Source organism: Paenibacillus dakarensis, assembly GCF_001373415.1.
Lineage (GTDB): Bacteria > Bacillota > Bacilli > Paenibacillales > Paenibacillaceae > Paenibacillus_AQ > Paenibacillus_AQ dakarensis.
On sequence record NZ_CDSE01000051.1, the window covers coordinates 1 to 19,253 of the forward strand.

Here is a 19,253-nt window from a genome sequence, read left to right on the forward strand (position 1 = left end):
TTTAACCGCCGCTGGATGAAGATTGGTATCGGCAGTAATGACCCTATCAAGCTAAAGCGAATACGGCAAGAGATAGAAAGCTGGGGAACGATTGAGATTACAAGCTCGGCTCCGGTCAATTTGGAACTGTCGGTTAAGGGAATTACGAAGGAAAGCGGCATGCTAGAGGTATGCAACATGCTTGGTATTCCGATGTCCGAGGTCATTGCAATGGGTGATAGTGAAAATGATGTTAAGCTGCTGAAGGCGGCAGGACTTGGGGTTGCCATGGGCAATGCGGGGGAGCATATCAAATCCATAGCGGATGTTGTTACGGCTACTAACAACGAGGATGGCGTTGCTCAGGCGATTAAGAAATATGTGTTCCAAATGGAGTAAATGCAGCAGACGTAAACTAGTACATATAGTGAGGGAGTAGATATAAGGTGACCGTTCAATCAAGAGAGGTAAACCTGGATCAACTGGGCGGAACTATATACCCGGACCCGGAGATCATCAATGGTGAACAGCTGAAATGGGCTTCTCCGCTTGAGGCGCCCTTTCACATCGCAGGCTTTCCATGGCTCGCTCAGGACGGCGTTTATAGACGCCTTCCTTTAGCTTCCAAAGACGTCTTGCCGCCTGCGGTTGATACACTTGCTTATTGTACGGCAGGCGGGCAAATTCGTTTTCAGACCAATTCCTCGAGGCTTGCCATAAAGGTACGCCTCGCCGGACCTGCCAATATGTATCACATGCCGCCTACAGGGCAGTGCGGCTTTGACTGCTACCTTGGAGAGCCTGGAGAACAGTCCCATATCTCTACGGCGAAATTCAAGCCAACGGCAAGTGAGTATGAATCACAGTTATATCAATGGGACACCAAAAAAGATGTAACGGTCACCTTAAATTTCCCTCTCTACCAAGGGGTAGAAGAGGTGTGGATCGGTGTAGATAAGGATGCGGTTATAAGCGAGGCACCTGCTTATGCAATAAATAAGCCTGTCGTTATATACGGAACCTCGGTTACACAGGGTGGATGTGCTTCCAGACCGGGCATGGCTTATTCTAATATACTCAGCCGTATGATTCCGGTAGAGTTCGTGAATCTTGGCTTCTCTGGAAGTGGGAAGGGCGAGCCGGAGCTCGCGCATATCATTTCGGAAATCAGTGATCCGGCGCTGTATATACTTGATTATGAAGGGAATACGGGCGCGGTGGAAAATATCACGCGAACGCTGCCCGAATTCATTCGTATTTTGAGAGCACGGCATCCTGAGGTTCCTATATTAGTTGTCTCCAGAATTAGCAATGCTGGGGACCAATTCTATCAGGGAAGGAGGGAGCTTAATAATAGCCGCAGGCTGGTACAAATCGAGAATGTTGAACAGAGACAGGCAGAGGGGGATAGTAATATCCACTTCGTTGACGGTTCTAAATTTTTAGGCAATGAGTTTGCTAGTGAGTGCACAGTTGATGGAGTGCATCCAACAGACCTCGGATTTCTGCGCATGGCACAGTCCCTTGCACCATTCATCAGGCCATTATTACGACTGTGAATAAGAAAGATCATATAAACAGCCTTCAGACCGAAGGATTATCAGACGACTGATATTACCTTTTAAGCCGAAAAGGAGAGAGTCTCGATGAAATCCAATAGTAGAAATCTGCTTTTTATTGTAATGGTCTGCTTTATTGCTGGAGTTTGCAGTCTTTATTACAGCGTTATGGCATCCGCGTCTTCAAGAGAAGGTGATGACGCTTCTAAAAAAGATAGAGCCGAGCATCTGGGGTACTCAATGTTCAAGGGCCATTTGCATACCCATACCTCGCTTAGTGACGGGATATTGTTACCTAATGATGCTTACAATTTTGTAAAAGCGAATACAGATTTTGATTTTTATGCAGTGACTGAACATGACGTGACTTATGACATCAGCACAGGTAGTGATTTTATTACAGATGTCCAAGATTCTTATTCAGACGAGTTTAAAATACTGCATGAGCAATCCAATGCTCACAATAAGGATAATGAATTTGTTACGCTGCCGGGTACGGAAGTTACCTGGTACGATGAAGCGGGCCATATCAACCTATTTAATACACCATGGTTTGCAAGAACACATGGAGTAGGTGCAGACGGCACTTGGGGCTGGAGCGACATTAAATACGATTTACCAACCTTTTACGCCAGGCTTGCCCAAGATCCTAATGCTATCGCTCAATTTAACCATCCGCGTTCGTCAGGAAACTGGAGCTTCTCAGAATTTAAACACTATAACCGGGAGGTTGACAGAAATATTAATCTGTATGAATACAAATCCTCAAATGATTTTGCGGTGCTTACCAAGGCATTAGATCGGGGTTGGCATATTTCTCCTTCATTTGGCGGAGACGATCACAAAGGGAATTGGGGAATGGTTCAACCCACATATACCGGTGTTTGGGCAAAGAATTTAACCAGAGAAGGCATTTACGAGGCGATGCAAAATCGCCGCACCTACGCATCACTTGATCGTAGTTTAGAAATGACTGTTTCGGCAAATGGTCAGATGATGGGGGCCATCCTTCCGTCTGATACGAAGAAAATTGATCTTTATATCCGGGTAAATGATCCTGATGCTAAGGATAAGCTGGATAAAGTTGTGGTTTACAAAAACAGCGGTGAAATCGTCAAGGAGTACAGTAATATTGCCAGCAATCAATTTGAAATTGAAGAAAGCTTTGTAAGTGCAGACGGGGATTATTTCATCGTTAGGGCTTTTCAGGCAGATGGTGAAGAAGCCGTAAGTGCTCCAATATGGATTGGTGAAGAAACGAGAGGCACGATGCATGCGCCTGAAATTACGGTGCAAGGAGAATTTCCGGATACCATTAAGCTTGGGGATCAAGTAGAAGTTCTGAGTGCTTCGGCGACAGATAATCGCGGTCAATCCTTATCGGTTGAGGCAACTGTCTTAAATGACAAGGGAGAAGTAGCGGTTGCAGATCAGCGTTTCAAGGTTGATATGTATGGAGAATATTTCATTAAATATGCGGCAACCGATCAGCAAGGAAATACACGTGTGGAATTGATCCGCCTGCTTGTGGATCAACAAAACCTGGATGCCGGAAAAATTCTGAATGAGTTTGAGCCTATCGTTAATGTAGGTGCAAACGAACATGAAGTAGGAATAAATGTAGTGACCGATAAGGCATTAGAAACCGCGTATGTTCAGTTTAAGCCTGAGTCAGAGGGAAGCTGGGATAATGCTGAAGTCGTACAAGCGGAAGCTTCCTATTTTCAAGCCGCGTATGGCGATACATTTACCAAGAGTAACTATCGTGTGCTTGCGGCTCATGAAGCGAGCTTAACAGATCTGAGCTTAGGCACCAAGTATGACTACCGGTATGGAATTTCACCGACTGGACCTTGGAGCAGCAGTTATAGCTTCAGGACTGCACCGGACTCAGAGAATGCCGTTATGTATGTGATGGGAGACCTTGAGGTTCCGGATCGAAATCCGGAAAGCTTCCGGCTCTTTAAAAATATGCTGAACGTTCTGCAGGAGAAAAATCCAGACGGACGGACAATGATTCAAGTTGGAGACCTGGTAGAGCTTGGCGGTAATACGTATGCTTGGGATGATGTGTTTAACAACATTTACAATGGCCTGGATCTCATATCTGCTCATATTGCAGGGGACCATGAACGCGTAACGGATCGGAAGTTTGGGGCATTTTCCGGGCTTTTCAACTTACCGAAGAACGGTGAAGGCAGTTACCGGGAAACCAATTATTCGTTTGATTATGGTGATATGCATATTGCTGTTCTAAATTCTGTGCTGGATTTCGACAAGCAGCTGTCATGGCTGGAAAAGGATATGCGGGCAACAGATAAGAAGTGGAAAATCGTAATGGGACACTATCCTTATTATGGTGGTCTTTCGGGCGATGAGGTCGGTATGGACATCATGAGAGTGAAATTGTCACAGGCATTTGACAGGCTTGGAGTCAGCTTGTACATTGGCGGTCATGATCATGTGTATAAACGGACCACCATAAGAGACGGTGAAAAGGATATATCACAAGAAGGAATGAGCCTTGGCACGACTTTTGTGGCCGTTGGTTCATCAGGTCCAGTGTTCGATGATAATAAATCATTTGACTGGGATCATATTGTCTATGATGAAAATAAGCAGACAGGTGTGATTTTAGAATCAAACGATCAATCTCTCACTTTGAAAGCTTATAACAGCGACGGCGCTGAAATTGATTCATTTACGATTAAACAACCTGAGAATTATATAGATTTAACGAGCGCAATTATAGAAAATAATGTGTTGAAGGGCGTGGGGGTATTAAATTACCCGGGTTCCCCAGAACGTGTTACGCTTATCGCTGAAAAACGTGACGACACGGGTGAACAGCTGCTGGAAACGGTTATTCAAGAAGCTGTACTGGAGCATCTCGGACGTGAACAGATTATTCTATTTGACACCCCTCTTGCATTTGGCGATGAGAATACCATCGTCGTTAGATTGGTTAATAATCCAATCGACCGAGAGCCGTTATCAGAGCCTTTAATGGCTCATGAAGGAATGCTGGGTGACGGTTCGGAAGAAAACCCATATCAAATTAAAAGTGCCAGCGGGCTAAATAAAATGAATGAATTCCCGGACAAACATTTTATTTTAGAGCGGGATATTGACGGTAAAGGTATGTTTTTTGAAGCGATTGGCGCGAGTGGTACCGCATTTACCGGTACGCTTGATGGCCGAGGGCATACGATAACTGGCGTTATTGTCTCCTCCGGCGGTGCGGGTCTCTTTGCTTTCAATAGTGGTATTATTCGCAATGTAGGAATTATTGCTGACATTGATGTTCGCCGAAGCAATGTCGGGATGCTGGTTGACCAGAATGATGGAGTAGTAGAATATGTCTACAGCACAGGCTCCATGAGAGGCAATTCTACAGTCGGCGGGATTGTGGGCTACTCGAACGGTACCGTTAGAAACAGTTATTCAACAGCCCGCGTTAGTTCTCGCGGAAAGCAAGCCGGCGGTATTATAGGGATTACAAGTAAGGGCAGTGTAACCGAAAATGTCTATGCCACGGGAGCTGTTACAGCAGACGATTCAAATGCCGGCGGTATCAGCGGATATGGATATAACAATACGTTCATTCAAAATAGTATTGCGTTAAATCCTTCTGTTGTTACAGGTACTGCAGCTAATCGAATTGTTGGCAGGGTTTTAGCGGGTGATACAGCCATTTTAGTAAACAATTACGCCGATGAAAATATGTTTGTAAGCAGTGAAGGTGTGAAGGTGAGTGATCCGAACAATGAAAAAGGGCAGAGCGTCAGTGCAGAAACATTCACGAAGACATCCTTTTTCACAGAAACCCTCGGTTGGGATTTTGATTCGATCTGGATCATGAATGAAGATGCCAAACGTCCATTATTGCGAAATAATATGGAGCAAATTGGCGAGGATACTACTCCAAAGCCGAAGCTTGATAAAAATGAAGATGGATACTATCTCATTCATTCGATTAATGAATTAAAAGTGATTTCAGATTTTCCGAATGAGAATTATTTACTCGTAAATGATCTTGATTTTGAAGGCAAGCTGTTTGAACCTTTATTTAAGGGGACGCCTTTCTCAGGTATTTTTGATGGCAATAACAAATCTTTATCCAGCTACAAATCCGAAACTGGCGGCTTATTCCATCTGAATGGCGGAACGATTAAAAACATAGCGATGGTCGATGCAAGCGTCACGGGCGGAAGTAATATAGGCATACTCGTCAATACCAACAACGGAAATGTAGAGAATAGTTTTGTAACAGGCTCAATCGAAGGTGCAAGCACCGTGGGCGGTCTGGTCGGCTACTCCAATGGTGTCGTGAGAAACAGCTATTCTACGGCAAATGTAACGGCTCAAGTGAGTCAGGCCGGCGGGCTGGTCGGAATCACGAACTCGGGCAGTTTAACGGAAAACGTGTATGCATCTGGAGCCGTTAAGGCACTTAAAAGCAACGCAGGCGGAATAACTGGCTATGCCTATAATAATACTGTTGTTAGAAACGCCATTGCTCTTAACCCTTCAGTGGTGACGCCTACCATGGCGAACCGTGTGGTTGCTCGAGTTCTTGCGGGGCACACCGCAACCCTAGAGAATAATTATTCTTTTGATGGCATGATCGTGGATAAAGAAGATGAAAGTATTGCGGCTGCTAACAATAGAAGAGGTTTAGGGCTCTCCAAGCAGCAGGTAGAAGATCAAGGTACGTATATCAACAGCTTGAGATGGGATTTCGAGTCAACTTGGATGTGGAATGATGCTTTAAAGCGTCCGGTAATGAGCAGCAATCCTGAAAAGACAGAAGAACCTGTTGCGCCATTGGAAAAAAATGAAGACGGTTATTACAAAATCAAATCCATTGCAGATTTGAGCGTTATGGAAAGCTTCCCGGCAGAAAAATATATTTTAGATCAAGACCTGGATTACGCTGGACAAACGGCTGAGTCACTTTTTAAGGTTGTTACGTTCACCGGTGTTTTCGATGGTAACGGGAAGAAAATAGCTAATTTTAATTCTTCGAGCGGCGGTTTATTCCATCTTAATGCTGGTGTGATTAAAAATGTAGCTATGATCCATGCCAGCGTCACTGGCGGAAGCAAAATAGGCATACTCGTCAACACCAACAATGGCGAGTTAGAGAATAGTCTTTCAACAGGTTCCATTACAGGCGCAAGCACAGTTGGCGGTTTAGTAGGCCAATCCAATGGTGTCGTAAGAAACAGCTATTCTACTGCAGATGTGACGGCTCAAGTGAGTCAGGCTGGCGGCTTAATCGGAATTACAAGCGCAGGCAGCTTAACAGAAAACGTGTTTGCATCCGGAGCTGTTCGGGCCGTTACGAGCAATGCAGGCGGAGTGACTGGCTACGGGTATAATGGCACGGTTGTTCGAAATGCCATTGCCCTGAACCCTTCGGTTACGGCGCCAACTATGGCGAACCGTGTGATGGGACGGGTGCTTGCGGGGCACACTGCCACGCTCGAGAACAATTATGCATATGACGGCATGATTGTGAATAAAGAAGGTATTGCTGATGATTCTTTAACATCTCTAAAAGGATTAGGTCTTTCCGTATCTGATCTGGAAAATCCATCAACCTATACGGACCGGTTAGGATGGAACTTTAACGATACTTGGAGATGGGATAATGTGGCTAAACGTCCTGTTTTACAGGCTGTATCAGAAGGCGGCGATGATGAACCGGTAACATTGCTTGATCTTGAATTCCAAGGGGCAGCTGCACTGGTCGTTGGAGAAGATAATCAGACGGTGACTACCGCTGTGTACAGCGATGGCAACCGTGAAAAAGTAGAGACAGGCGTCACTTATACGAGCAGTGATCCAAGTATAGCGGAGATCAGTGCCAGCGGTGTTGTAACAGCGATATCGGAAGGGACCGTACGGATCACGGCGGAGTATGGGGGCTTGGTTTCATCCTATGAGTTAACCGTTGTCAAGAAGGATGATCCGCCTGAGCCTGAGAAGAAGCTGATCCGCTTGGAGCTTAGTGGATCGGATCCACGCATGCAGGCTAACTCTACCTTAAGTTTACTTCTTACCGCAATCTATGAGGATGGAACGAGTCAAACGATAAGCGACGGAGCAGTGTATAATAGCAGCAAACCGCAGACAGCATCAGTATCTGAATATGGTGTTGTAACTGCGCATCGACCAGGTGCAGTAACGATTACCGCTTCTTATCAAGGCCACACGGCCAGCTATAAGGTGAGAATTAATGCAGCGGGTGGTGTTCCCTTTACGCCGTAGCTGAACACCAGATCAGCATAGTTTACACAATAATATTTTTGCTGTAGCATTTACTATTGAAGAGGAAAATTTTACAACAACCTAGTCGTTTCTATTTATAATGGAGGGAACAGAATGAAAACAGCTAAGCCACTTGTAATCGCGCATCGAGGTGCATCGGCGGAAGCTCCTGAAAATTCTCTAGCGGCATTTATGTTAGGTGTTAAGCAGGAATGTGATATGATCGAGCTGGACGTTCATCTTACCAAGGATAAGCAAGTCGTCGTTATTCACGATCACACATTAGAGCGCACGACGAATGGTATTGGTGAAATAGCTAATCTTAATTATGAAGATCTGAAAACTTTTGACTGCGGCAAGTGGTTTAGTGATCAGTATGCTGGTGAATATGTTCCTCTCCTTGAAGAAGTATTGACCAAGGTGCCTGCAAATGTCCAGTTTAATGTGGAAATCAAAGCTGCAGGAACACCAGGTATGGTAAGCTGCTTAATTGATGTATTAAGAAAAACGGATCGCGTCGAAAGCACAGTCGTATCATCGTTCAATTATGGCTGCTTGACGGAGCTGAAAAAACAATTGCCTGAAATTCGTATTGGTTTGCTCTATCATAAAGAGGCTGCAGACTTCAAGAAATTCGAAGAGGAATCAGGTGTTGAAGTATTCTCATTGCATTCACATTACCCGTTAGTCACCGAATCCTATATGGAAATCGCAAATGCCGCTGGCAAAGCCGTTTATCCTTGGACGGTTGATGGAGAAGCAGATTTGAGAAGACTTATTGATTTGGGCGTTGCAGGAATTATAACAAATAAGCCGGGATTTTTAAGAACCATACTGGATAAGTAATACCAACAGAACACCTTCAAGAGAAGTCTGCTGTGTCGTGAGATATAGGGACAATCTTGGAGGTGTTTTTATATTGAGAACTGGAGGGATAGAAGCTGGTAATGATGAATCAACCTTTTAAGGACAAATTAACAAGTGAAGAAGAAATAAGAGAGCTTGTAGGCAGCTCCAGTCCGCTTGTTATGAAAAAGACAGTTCATGCCATGGACATTCATTGTATGGATTTCATCTGCAAGTCACCGATGATTTTTATATCCACTTCAGATAATAAGGGAAAATGTGATGTTTCACCTCGTGGAGATCACCCCGGATTTATACATATTATCGATCATCAACATTTTGTAATTCCCGAAAGACCTGGGAATCGCAGGCTGGACTCCATACTAAACATTTTGTCAAACCCGCATATCGGAGTAATTTTTATTATCCCTCAGTTGGAGGAAACGCTGCGCATTAATGGCAGAGCATGTGTCATTAAGGATGCTGATTTACTAGAATCCATGAAGGTGAACGGAAAAGCGCCGTCTATGGGAATCGGAGTTACTGTAGAAGAATGTTATATGCACTGCGCTAAGGCATTCAAAAGATCGAAGCTTTGGGACCCGGAGAGCTGGTCAGATGTGAATGAATTACCTAAACCCGCTAAAATCCTTGCTGCTCATGCAGGTGCTAAAGAAGATGAAGTGGCGAGGTCTTTAAAGGAATCATATGAGAAGAGACTTTACTGAAACGGATCACGGGAATTGTACCGCTGCTAACCGTCGGGCGTGACAGATGTCAAAAGGAGATGACGAATTGAAGATAGGACTCATTCTTTTTAATGGTGTTACGTTTCTGGATTTTACAGGATTCTATGATGTGATCTACAGGTTGAATATGTTTGAGAACACAAAAGGGACAACATGGGATATATGTGGTATGACAGAAGAAATAACGGATGAGTTAGGCTTATCGGTCAAAGTTAACAAGGTTAAGCCGGACTTAGCCGATTATGATATGGTGTTTATTCCTGGAGGAATGGGGACAAGAACTCTCCGATATAATGAGGAATTCATCGATTGGCTGAGATCAGCAGATACTGTTCCACATAAGGTCTCCGTTTGTACGGGATCACTGCTATGGGGAGCAGCTGGGTTTCTACATTACTGTGCCGCAACGACACACCCGGCAGCGTACGATTTACTGGAACCATACTGCCGTGAGGTTGTAAGGTCCAGGATCGTGAAGGATGGCAATATTATTACAGCAGGGGGCGTAACGACTTCTATCGATGTGGGGTTATATGTAATCCAAATGTTTGCCGGCGAAGAGGCAATGAAGCTCGTTAAGAAACAGCTTGATTATCCTTATGAGGTACAGGGTATTGTAGAAATGTAAGAATTCATCATTGTACCAAGATATGTTATGGTTAACTTCGAAGAACAAAGTAAGCTATAACCAATAATGAGGAGGTTTTAAAGTTGCCGGTAATTCAAGTTGAGGGAAGACAGGCGATTGAGGTTGAAGAAGGAAAGAAGCTCGTTTTAGCACTGGAAGACGAGGGTGTAGATATGCTGCACCGCTGTGGCGGTAATGCCAGATGCACAACGTGCGCTGTTGAAGTGCTGGCAGGCGATGCGGGTGAAATGGGAGAAGCAGAAGCAGCATGCCGTGAGAAAAAGGGAATTGAGAACCCGTCTACCCGGTTATCCTGTCAGGTGCGTGTCCAAGGAGACATGTCCATCCGATTAATCAAAACGATAGAATCGACTGGTTTGGAGCCAGGCCCACGTCCACAGGAATAACTGTTACATAGATTTTTAAGTATTTTCATCACAGAGAATAGCCGAAATCCGATCAGGGATCTCGGCTGTTTATTTTATGTGAAGGGGATGCCTAATGAAAATCTGATACTAGAAAGTGTGAGGTGACTTGATGCACGGAATCTTGAAAGAATTAACAAGTAAGATAAATTTTACGAATGATCTGAAGCAGGACATAACTACATTTTTATCGATCAATCGTTGTCCGAAAACAGCCCAGCATTGTGTTGAGGTCGGAAGTGAAGCGAGGAAGATCGCTGAAAGGTTTAATGCCGATCCTGCTGAAGCAGAAATCGCAGGCTGGCTGCATGACATTAGTGCTGTATTTCCTAATGAGCAGCGGATTGCGGCTGCAAAGGAGCTTCAAATCGATATTTTGCCGGAGGAAGAGGCATTTCCAATGATTATCCATCAGAAGATATCAAGAGTGATGGCTCAGGATATTTTCAAGATAACGAATATTGAAATATTAGATGCTGTTGGATGCCATACTACACTGCGGGCAAACTCAACTAAGCTCGATCAGGTACTATTTGTGGCAGACAAAATAGCTTGGGATCAAACGGGTGAACCGCCATATATTCAGGAGCTTAACAGGGGATTGGAACTTTCGTTAACGCATGGAGCTTATTCATATATTCATTATTTATGGCAGCGCAAAGAATCGCTTAAAGTTATTCATTCATGGTTAAGAGAAGCCTATGAAGAGTTTAGGACGAGTTTTGGAGGAGATCCGGCTTGAGATACGAGGAAGAGCTAATTCGGATTTTGAATACAAAAGAGCATTTGATGAGGGATCTGCTGTGGGTCCAGCAGCTTGAGCTGCCAAATTGGTGTATCGCAGCCGGATATGTGCGGAATTGTGTCTGGGATCATCTTCATGGATACACAGAACACACACCGTTGAATGATGTAGATATACTATATTACGATTCAAGTGACATTCGGGAAGAGACGGAGAAGATCAATGAAATCAAATTACGTAATTTGTATGATGGTTATAACTGGTCCATAAAGAATCAGGCCAGAATGCACATCAAGAACGATGATCTGCCCTTCTCGTCTGTAGCGGAAGCGATGACAAGATGGCCTGAGGTTGTAACGGCAGTCGGTGTCCGTCTTGATGATCATCAAGAGATTGAAATTATTGCTCCTCATGGTCTGGATGATTTATTTAACCTGGTTATCCGGCAGAGTCCGTACTTTAAGGATAAAGAATATTATCTAACGAGAGTAAGGAACAAGAACTGGCTGGCAGCCTGGCCTAAGCTAAGAATGGCATGATTCACAAGAATCAATTTTCCAATCGATCCTGAACACAGCACAAACGGCTTTATTATTTGAAAATTGATAAAGAGGAGGTTTGTTTAATGGCTGTGAAAGTTTGTCCCTCTTGTGGTGAGGGAAATCGTGAATCAGCGCATATATGTGTTGTATGCGGAAGTTCACTTCGGGGAGTTGTACCTCAGGGCATCCTGAACTCGGAGAAGGAGTACAAGAGCAGTCATAGTAAACCTTCTCACTGCAGTCATTGTCATGAACCCCTAGAAAAAGGAGCTTTGAAGTGCAAATACTGCGGGACATTGGTATCCCGTCGTTCCGCTGCATATTCGTATGCACTGTATGATGATGAAATGACAAGTCCTGTACCCGACAATGCTGCTATGTCTCTGATCGTGATCTCAACTATTTTGATTCCTCTTGTTGGGCTCATTGTTGGCGGAGTAGCTTCTTTTAGCGATGACAGCGATAAGCGGGATACAGGTAAAATGCTGTTAATACTTGGCATAGGGATGATTGCGGTGCAATTCACTATATTCTTAATCATTAGGAGCTGAACAAATAATAAGCCACCAACTGGTGGGTGGCTGTATGACATGTCTGTTCGTTAAATCGACGTAAATACTTTATCAATGATCCCGTACTCTACTGCCTCTTCAGCGGACATGAAGTAATCCCGATCCATATCCCGCTCTACACGTTCAATTGTCTGCCCTGTTCTTTCCGCTGTGATCTGAGCGACTTTTTCACGTGTACGCAGTATTCGCTTCGCACTAATGGCGATATCACTCGCCTGCCCTTGAGCTTCTCCATGCGGCTGATGAATCATGCTCTCGCTGTTGGGAAGCGCGAATCGCTTGCCTTTTGCCCCTGCGAGGAGAAGCATGGAACCGAACGATGCAGAAAATCCTGTACAGACGGTATGGATTCAATGGGTATACGAATGGCAGCTTAAATACAATTACAATTAGAGCATTTACCGAGGAGCAGTGTGAGTGCTTTTTTTGTGCATAAAAGATTCAATTCGTGTTAAATAAAGGTAAAGCCAATCGAGGAATCGAATAACTTAGGTAGAGGTGAGTTATTTATATGCATAAAAAAGTGGTGTTGGCTGGCGGAACGGGCTTTATTGGTACTTTTTTAGAGGAGAAGTTCAAGTCACTTGGTTATGAAGTTTATATCATTTCAAGACAAGAGCAGCATATTTCATGGAACTCTCGTGAAGAGATCATAGAAGCGATCAATCACTCAGAACTGTTAATTAATCTGGCAGGGAAGTCGGTAGATTGCCGTTACAACGAGAGAAATAAACATGAAATTATAAAGTCGAGAACAGATACAACGCGGATCTTGGGAGAAGCGATTGAAATGTGCAGCAGCCCTCCTCCCCTATGGATAAATTCCAGCACGGCAACGATATACAGGCATGCCGAGGATCGGCCGATGACGGAAGAGAAGGGTGAAATCGGATCCGGATTTTCGGTTGAAGTAGCTAAGGCGTGGGAAAATACATTTTTTTCGTTTAGTCTTCCGTATACAAGACTAGCGGCTCTGCGAATAGCAATCGTGCTTGGTCCTCATGGCGGCGTAATGACACCGTTCATTAATCTTGTCCGGTTCGGACTGGGGGGAGTACAAGGTCCCGGTAACCAAATGTTCAGCTGGATTCATATCGAGGATATATTCGGTATTATTATGTTTCTGAAGGAGCGGGAAGAATTAAGCGGTGTATTTAACTGTTCATCACCTCATCCTGTTACGAACCGGGAGTTGATGGCAGAGCTGCGTAAAGCAATGAACAGGAAATTCGGGTTGCCCTCTCCGAAGTGGCTGCTTGAAATAGGGGCGGTTCTGATTAAAACAGAAACGGAGCTTATTCTGAAGAGCCGCTGGGTTATACCTGATCGGTTGGAGAGAGCCGGATACCCTTTTAAATTCATGGAAATTGATCAAGCGCTCGCTCATATCCTTAACCAGCAGCGTTAATTACGTAGACTCGTTATCACCATTATTGAATGATATGAATAGGAGGCAATTAAAAAGCATTTTGGTGATTCGTATCTATTAATTGTTGTTATATGAATAATGGATATTATACATATAACAAAATATGGAAAGGTGGGTAAGGTTGAATGAACAACGAGGATGTTATTATTTATCCGAGGGTGGGAAAATTGTTAGTCATGTCTGTAATCTTTGTTATTATTGGTGCTTTGCTAACTTATGCAGGGCTATCGTCTAGTGACAAGGATTCCAATTGGATTGCTGTCATCGGGATCATAAGTATGATTTTTTTTGGATTTGGCATGTTTTATTTCATATCCAGAATGATAAACAAGAAGCCTTCACTTATTGTGAATGATGAGGGGATTACTGATCAATCGTCCTATATTGAGGCGGGTGTCATTCCTTGGGGAGAGATTAAGAATATCGAGCTGTACAGTTATATAAATCAGCGTATGATCGGGATTCAGCTGCATCACCCGGAGAAGTTCATGTCTAAGCAGAAAGGATTCAAGAAGCTGCTTATGCGGGCCAATCAAGGTTTGGTGAATACGCCTATTAATATAGCCGAATCGGGGCTGCCTATCAGCATCGATCAATTATACTTAATTATCATGCAGAAATGGAACCGAACTAAAGTGGAAGAGCAGGCCGAAGTGGATATGTTAAGCTAAGCATGATTGAAAACATGCTAAAGGCGAGAGTGAGCTGAACTTGGATATGCTTATTATAATTATAATTATATTTATGGTTGGTCTATTTGGGATTATCAGTAATCAATATGCTGGGCTTCGCAGAATGGAGCGTCTGCAGAAGACCCTGGATGAGATCAATACAGGAATTAAAACGATGAATGAGTATCACAAAAATCAACCTTAACAATAAAGATCGATGGCTAATCATAGAGATTATGCCTTCGATCTTTTTGCATACAGAAGGAGAAAACTAAATTATTGAATCACTTTTCATCCATCAGTGGAACCTGGAGTTTCACCTAGTGTCCACCATTGTGCTGGAGCACCATTTATCGTTGCAATTTGAGTATTGGATGAGGAGGACTCTATATCAGGGCCATATGTTAGAAGGTGAGAATATATGAAGAGGAATTAAACTGTTAATCTTGACTAAAGTAATAAAATCTTGCCAATACAGGTTTATTTGCGAAAATTCAGGGTATAGGTGAGTACTAAGGAACAGGAGGCGATACAATGAAAAAAAGAACATTTTCGACAAAACAAATGGTTGGCTCGTTCATGGCAGGTGCCTTGTTATTTTCGGGCTTTTCCCTGGCAGGTGCTGAAGGAAGTAAGACGCTAAGTGCTGTTTCGGGAACAGCAGCCAAGCTCATGTTGTTCTTGAATGGTCAGGAACACTCCAATCAGGATGGCAAATATACGAATCATGGAATGGCAGTTCCAGAGTCCATTATTCATCAGGGAACGGTTTATGTTCCCGTACGCATGCTCGCAGACAAAATGAACGAGCCGGTGTTCTGGGAGGGTTCAACACGCTCCGTATCCATTGGGATTCCATCTGTAAAACTTTTTAATGCTAAAGGTAAAGCATCTGGCATAGCTACCTTTAAGCAGGTGGATGATGGTGTTCTTGTGAAAATATCTGCTTCGGGTTTAACCCCAGGCAAGCATGGATTCCATGTGCATGAGAACGCTATTCAATCCATGGATTTCAAGTCAGCAGGCGGACATTTTAATCCAACCCACAAACATCATGGCCTTGAGCATCCGGAGGGCAGTCATGTCGGGGATATGCCAAATCTTATGGCAGGACAAGACGGGACGGCTGAAGGGGAATTCAAAATTCAGCATGCAACATTGGAAAAGGGAAAAGCAACTTCCATACTGGGCCGCTCCCTGATTATCCATGCTGGAGAGGATGATAATATGTCCGACCCGGCAGGTAATTCAGGCGACCGTATACTTGGAGGGAACATTCCGAAATAGCATTACGCCTCATGCATCTGCTAACAATTTGTTGATAAACACTCCGTGATTTTTTAATATGATGATTCAATGAATAAGGACCGCCTGCACTCAGGTGGTCCTTATTCATTGAATCACAAGACAACGGTCTGGAATATGCCCCTTGCGGCAGTGGCTCCTTCTAGGCTTATTCTGTTATAGTAAGACGTGGAAATCTGTTTCGGTAAGTTTCATACATTGGAATCAGGTATAAGCAGAAGGGGCTTCGATATGATTTATCCTATAAATGAACGCATTATCCGGTCGTTATGCGGACTGACCTCTTTCAATAAAGGTGCATCGTACGTTCGATCCGGCAAGGTAACCCTCACAAGCAGCAATCCGAATGAATCCGTTGTTTATGCGCGAGTAGATGCGGAGGAAAGTTATGATGTAGCTGTACGTTTTGACCATAATGGAGAGGTGGCGGCGGAGTGTTCCTGTTCGTCATTTTTTTCTTTTGATAAGCACTGCAAGCACACAGCGGCAGCACTGCTATGTATATTGTACAGTCAGAGGGACGAGGAAGCGGAGCATCATTCCATAACTGGAGTTCATAAGGTCTTGCGACAAGCGGAGGAGGGAAATAACAATATAGATCAACGGCTTACGAATAGTATGCTGGAACTGTTTGAGGACAGACGCCGTCGTCCAAGCCATGTGCAGGCTTATTTTGATACAAGAACGGTGCTTGAGGCAGAATTGATCTGCCGGGTATTCTCTTACGGCATTAGAAGTTACAGGTTTGGCTTTGAGATGAAGGTCGGTCCTAAACGAACCTATATTGTTCAGAACATCCGAAGCTTCCTGGACCGGGTAAAGCGTAAAGAAAGCTATGCATTTTCGAAAAACTTCACTTACGATCCGGAGCTGCATTGCTTCAAAAAAGAACATGACGAAATTATTCGAAAGTTCATTGAGCTATATGACAACGAGTATTTGACGGGAGAGATAGCTGGCTCAAGCTCGGGTATGATATCCAGCAGGCCAGGCGGTGAAAGGGCGCTCCTCATTCCTCCTTATGTATGGGGTGATTTATATCCCCTTCTAGCTGCAGCTCCATCAGTGAAGCTGGAAGTCGGTGGAGTTACATATGACGGGTTAGAGTTGTCAGATGGTATTATCCCGCTTCAGTTTGAATTCAAACAATCTGTCGAAGGAGCGAAGGGTTACAAGCTGGATGTACATGGGATGGAGCAGCTCATTGTTATGGATGCTTATGAGCTTGTCGTAGCGGAAGGGAAGCTGTGGAGTGTTTCTGCCGAGCAGTGTAACAGGCTTGCCGAAATGAAATATATGCTTGAAGACTCAGGCAGGAATTCGGTTGGCATAGCTGCTCAACAAATCGAACCATTCATGGAAAAGGTCATTCCCGGACTAAGAAAGCTTGGCCGTGTCGTAATCTCGAAAGGCATCTCGAATCAGATCGTCCAGACTCCATTATCTGCACGTCTGTATCTTGATCGGGTAAGAGACCGGCTGCTGGCAGGCCTTGAGTTTCAGTATGGGGATATCATCGTCAACCCGCTTCAGGAGGCTCAGCAGTCCCGGGCTGAAGGTCAGATTCTGATTCGCAACGGGGATCAGGAGAATCGAATTCTTGAGCTTATGGAGCAAGGCCGATTTATCATGACAGAAGGTGGTTACTTCATGGATGATGAGGATGATGAATACCACTTTTTATATCATATCGTTCCTTTACTAGAGCCATTACTGAAAGTGTACGCTACTTCTGCGGTCAAGGTACGTCTAGTCACCGGAAATGCGCCTCCAAGTGTAACGGTAAATATCGATGAAAGAACAGATTGGCTGAAGATCCATTTTGATATGGACGGCATTCCGGAATCCGAGGTGCGAAAGGTTCTTCAATCGCTTGAAGAGAAGCGCAGGTATCATAAGCTGCCGGATGGAGCGCTCATGCCGCTGGAAAGCAGTGAATTTCAGGCCATTGTCCGGTTTATGAATGATATCGGAATGAATCACAGGAATTTGGTGGGCTCCCATGCACAGCTGCCTGCTGTCCGCGGGCTGCGTCTCATCGATTCGGACCGGCAGGGAAGCACAATCAGGCTGGAGAGGTCTTTAAGGAAGCTCCTTGAGCATCTTCGCAATCCCGATCATCTGGATTTTCCGGTGCCTGAAAGCTTGTCAGGTATACTAAGAGACTACCAGGGTTATGGTTATCAGTGGATGAAGACGCTCGCTTTATATCGTTTTGGCGGGGTTTTGGCTGATGAAATGGGACTCGGCAAAACCATACAGGCGATCTCCTTTATCATATCAGTCCTGCCGGAGATTCGGGAACAAAGACAGCCGGTGCTTGTCGTTGCTCCAGCCTCACTCATGTATAATTGGTTGAATGAATTTAGTAAATTCGCACCGGAGGTACAGGCTGTCGTGGCAGACGGCTCCAAGGCAGAACGGGTCACTACGCTGCGAAAAGCGGAAGAAGTGGATGTTGTCATTACCTCCTATCCTCTGCTTCGCAGGGATCTGGAAGAGGTTGCCTCGCTATCGTTCCACACTTTAATTCTGGACGAGGCTCAGACCTTTAAGAATCATGCCACACAGACAGCACAAGCCGTTAAAGCCATTAATTCCATTCATCGGTTTGCACTGACAGGGACACCTGTTGAGAACCGGATGGAAGAGCTCTGGTCTATATTTAATACTGTATTTCCGGAGCTGTTTCCCGGGCGGCAAGAATTCAATGACTTATCCAAAGAGACGGTGGCAAAGCGAATACGCCCATTCCTTCTTCGCAGGCTTAAGAGAGATGTATTGAAGGAGCTGCCTGAGAAGATTGAGACGCTGCAGGCCTCTGAGCTGCTTCCGGAACAGAAGAAGCTCTACGCCGCTTATCTGGCGAAACTGCAGCATGAAACCTTGAAGCATCTGAATGAGAAGGGTTTCCAGAAAAATCGAATCAAGATTTTGGCCGGAATCACGAGACTTAGACAGATATGCTGCCATCCGGCGTTGTTCGTCGAGGGCTATGAGGGCAGCTCAGCCAAATTCAAGCAGCTGATGGAGATCGTAGAAGATTGCAGGAATGCGGGGAGAAGAGTGCTAATCTTCTCGCAGTTCACCGAGATGCTTGGATTAATAGGCCGTGAGCTTGGTGATCAGGGTGTTCCCTATTTCTATTTGGATGGAAAGACGCGAGCTGAGGAACGAGTATCTTTGTGCGATCGATTTAATGCTGGTGAGCGGGATTTATTCCTTGTTTCTTTGAAAGCAGGGGGTACTGGGCTTAATTTAGCCGGAGCGGATACCGTCATATTATATGATTTATGGTGGAATCCTGCGGTTGAGCAGCAGGCGACAGACCGTGCGCATCGAATCGGCCAGAAGAAGATCGTACAGATCATCAGGCTTGTTTCTCGAGGCACGGTGGAGAATAAAATGTACGAATTACAGCAGAAGAAGAAGGATTTAATCGAGGATATTATTGGACCGGGGGAAGAAGCTCAATCCGCACTTACGGAACAGGATATTCGGGAGATATTGATGATATAAGGGGGCGC

The 19,253-nt window shown here is 44.6% G+C and carries 15 protein-coding genes and 1 pseudogene; 15 read left to right on the forward strand and 1 reads right to left on the reverse strand.

The genetic code is table 11. The features are described 5' to 3' along the window. The 10 genes from BN1234_RS13750 to BN1234_RS13795 all read left to right on the forward strand — a co-directional run. On the forward strand, positions 1–378 hold a 378-nt coding region (locus BN1234_RS13750), incomplete at its 5' end, for an HAD hydrolase family protein (RefSeq protein ID WP_156337215.1). A 47-nt stretch (positions 379–425) separates the two neighbouring features. Beyond that, the gene (locus BN1234_RS13755) at positions 426–1,538 is read left to right on the forward strand and encodes an SGNH/GDSL hydrolase family protein (RefSeq protein ID WP_054957243.1); all 1,113 of its coding nucleotides are present in this window, start codon (positions 426–428) and stop codon (positions 1,536–1,538) included. An 87-nt stretch (positions 1,539–1,625) separates the two neighbouring features. Next, positions 1,626–7,814 carry a CehA/McbA family metallohydrolase gene (locus BN1234_RS13760; protein ID WP_245640172.1) on the forward strand — a complete coding sequence of 2,063 codons (6,189 nt, stop codon included), beginning with the start codon at positions 1,626–1,628 and terminating at the stop codon, positions 7,812–7,814. 114 nt (positions 7,815–7,928) lie between these two features. Further along, entirely contained in the window at positions 7,929–8,660 is a 732-nt protein-coding gene (locus BN1234_RS13765; protein WP_054957244.1) for a glycerophosphodiester phosphodiesterase, read from the forward strand. Positions 8,661–8,761: 101 nt separating this feature from the next. After that, complete coding sequence (locus tag BN1234_RS13770; protein WP_054957245.1) at positions 8,762–9,388, forward strand: pyridoxamine 5'-phosphate oxidase family protein; 627 nt, start codon at positions 8,762–8,764, stop codon at positions 9,386–9,388. A gap of 67 nt (positions 9,389–9,455) precedes the next feature. Continuing rightward, positions 9,456–10,037 (forward strand): DJ-1/PfpI family protein, encoded by a 582-nt coding sequence (locus BN1234_RS13775; RefSeq protein WP_054957246.1) that lies wholly within the window; start codon positions 9,456–9,458, stop codon positions 10,035–10,037. An 83-nt stretch (positions 10,038–10,120) separates the two neighbouring features. Then, positions 10,121–10,444, forward strand: coding sequence for a 2Fe-2S iron-sulfur cluster-binding protein (locus BN1234_RS13780; RefSeq protein ID WP_054957247.1), 324 nt, complete (start codon positions 10,121–10,123; stop codon positions 10,442–10,444). A gap of 130 nt (positions 10,445–10,574) precedes the next feature. Then, complete coding sequence (yqeK, locus tag BN1234_RS13785; RefSeq protein ID WP_054957248.1) at positions 10,575–11,204, forward strand: bis(5'-nucleosyl)-tetraphosphatase (symmetrical) YqeK; 630 nt, start codon at positions 10,575–10,577, stop codon at positions 11,202–11,204. Continuing rightward, the gene (locus BN1234_RS13790; protein WP_245640173.1) at positions 11,201–11,746 is read left to right on the forward strand and encodes a nucleotidyltransferase family protein; all 546 of its coding nucleotides are present in this window, start codon (positions 11,201–11,203) and stop codon (positions 11,744–11,746) included. The genes yqeK and BN1234_RS13790 overlap by 4 nt, the downstream gene beginning before the upstream one ends. An 86-nt stretch (positions 11,747–11,832) precedes the next feature. Then, positions 11,833–12,300: a double zinc ribbon domain-containing protein gene (locus BN1234_RS13795; protein ID WP_054957249.1), complete on the forward strand. Its 468-nt coding sequence runs from the start codon at positions 11,833–11,835 to the stop codon at positions 12,298–12,300. A gap of 50 nt (positions 12,301–12,350) precedes the next feature. Here the strand turns inward: BN1234_RS13795 and BN1234_RS13800 are convergent. Next, positions 12,351–12,671 (reverse strand): annotated as a pseudogene (locus BN1234_RS13800) (ATP-dependent Clp protease proteolytic subunit); the annotation flags it as partial. A gap of 161 nt (positions 12,672–12,832) precedes the next feature. Between BN1234_RS13800 and BN1234_RS13805 the strand changes: the two are divergent. The 5 genes from BN1234_RS13805 (at position 12,833) to BN1234_RS13820 (ending at position 19,245) form a co-directional block, all read left to right on the forward strand. Continuing rightward, complete coding sequence (locus BN1234_RS13805) at positions 12,833–13,729, forward strand: TIGR01777 family oxidoreductase (RefSeq protein ID WP_054957250.1); 897 nt, start codon at positions 12,833–12,835, stop codon at positions 13,727–13,729. A gap of 146 nt (positions 13,730–13,875) precedes the next feature. Continuing rightward, entirely contained in the window at positions 13,876–14,421 is a 546-nt protein-coding gene (locus BN1234_RS13810) for an STM3941 family protein (protein WP_054957251.1), read from the forward strand. 46 nt (positions 14,422–14,467) lie between these two features. Then, entirely contained in the window at positions 14,468–14,626 is a 159-nt protein-coding gene (locus tag BN1234_RS22520; RefSeq protein WP_170308048.1) for a hypothetical protein, read from the forward strand. A 329-nt stretch (positions 14,627–14,955) separates the two neighbouring features. Further along, complete coding sequence (locus BN1234_RS13815; RefSeq protein ID WP_054957252.1) at positions 14,956–15,708, forward strand: superoxide dismutase family protein; 753 nt, start codon at positions 14,956–14,958, stop codon at positions 15,706–15,708. A 249-nt stretch (positions 15,709–15,957) separates the two neighbouring features. After that, complete coding sequence (locus BN1234_RS13820) at positions 15,958–19,245, forward strand: DEAD/DEAH box helicase (RefSeq protein WP_054957253.1); 3,288 nt, start codon at positions 15,958–15,960, stop codon at positions 19,243–19,245. The last annotated feature ends 8 nt before the right edge of the window (positions 19,246–19,253 follow it).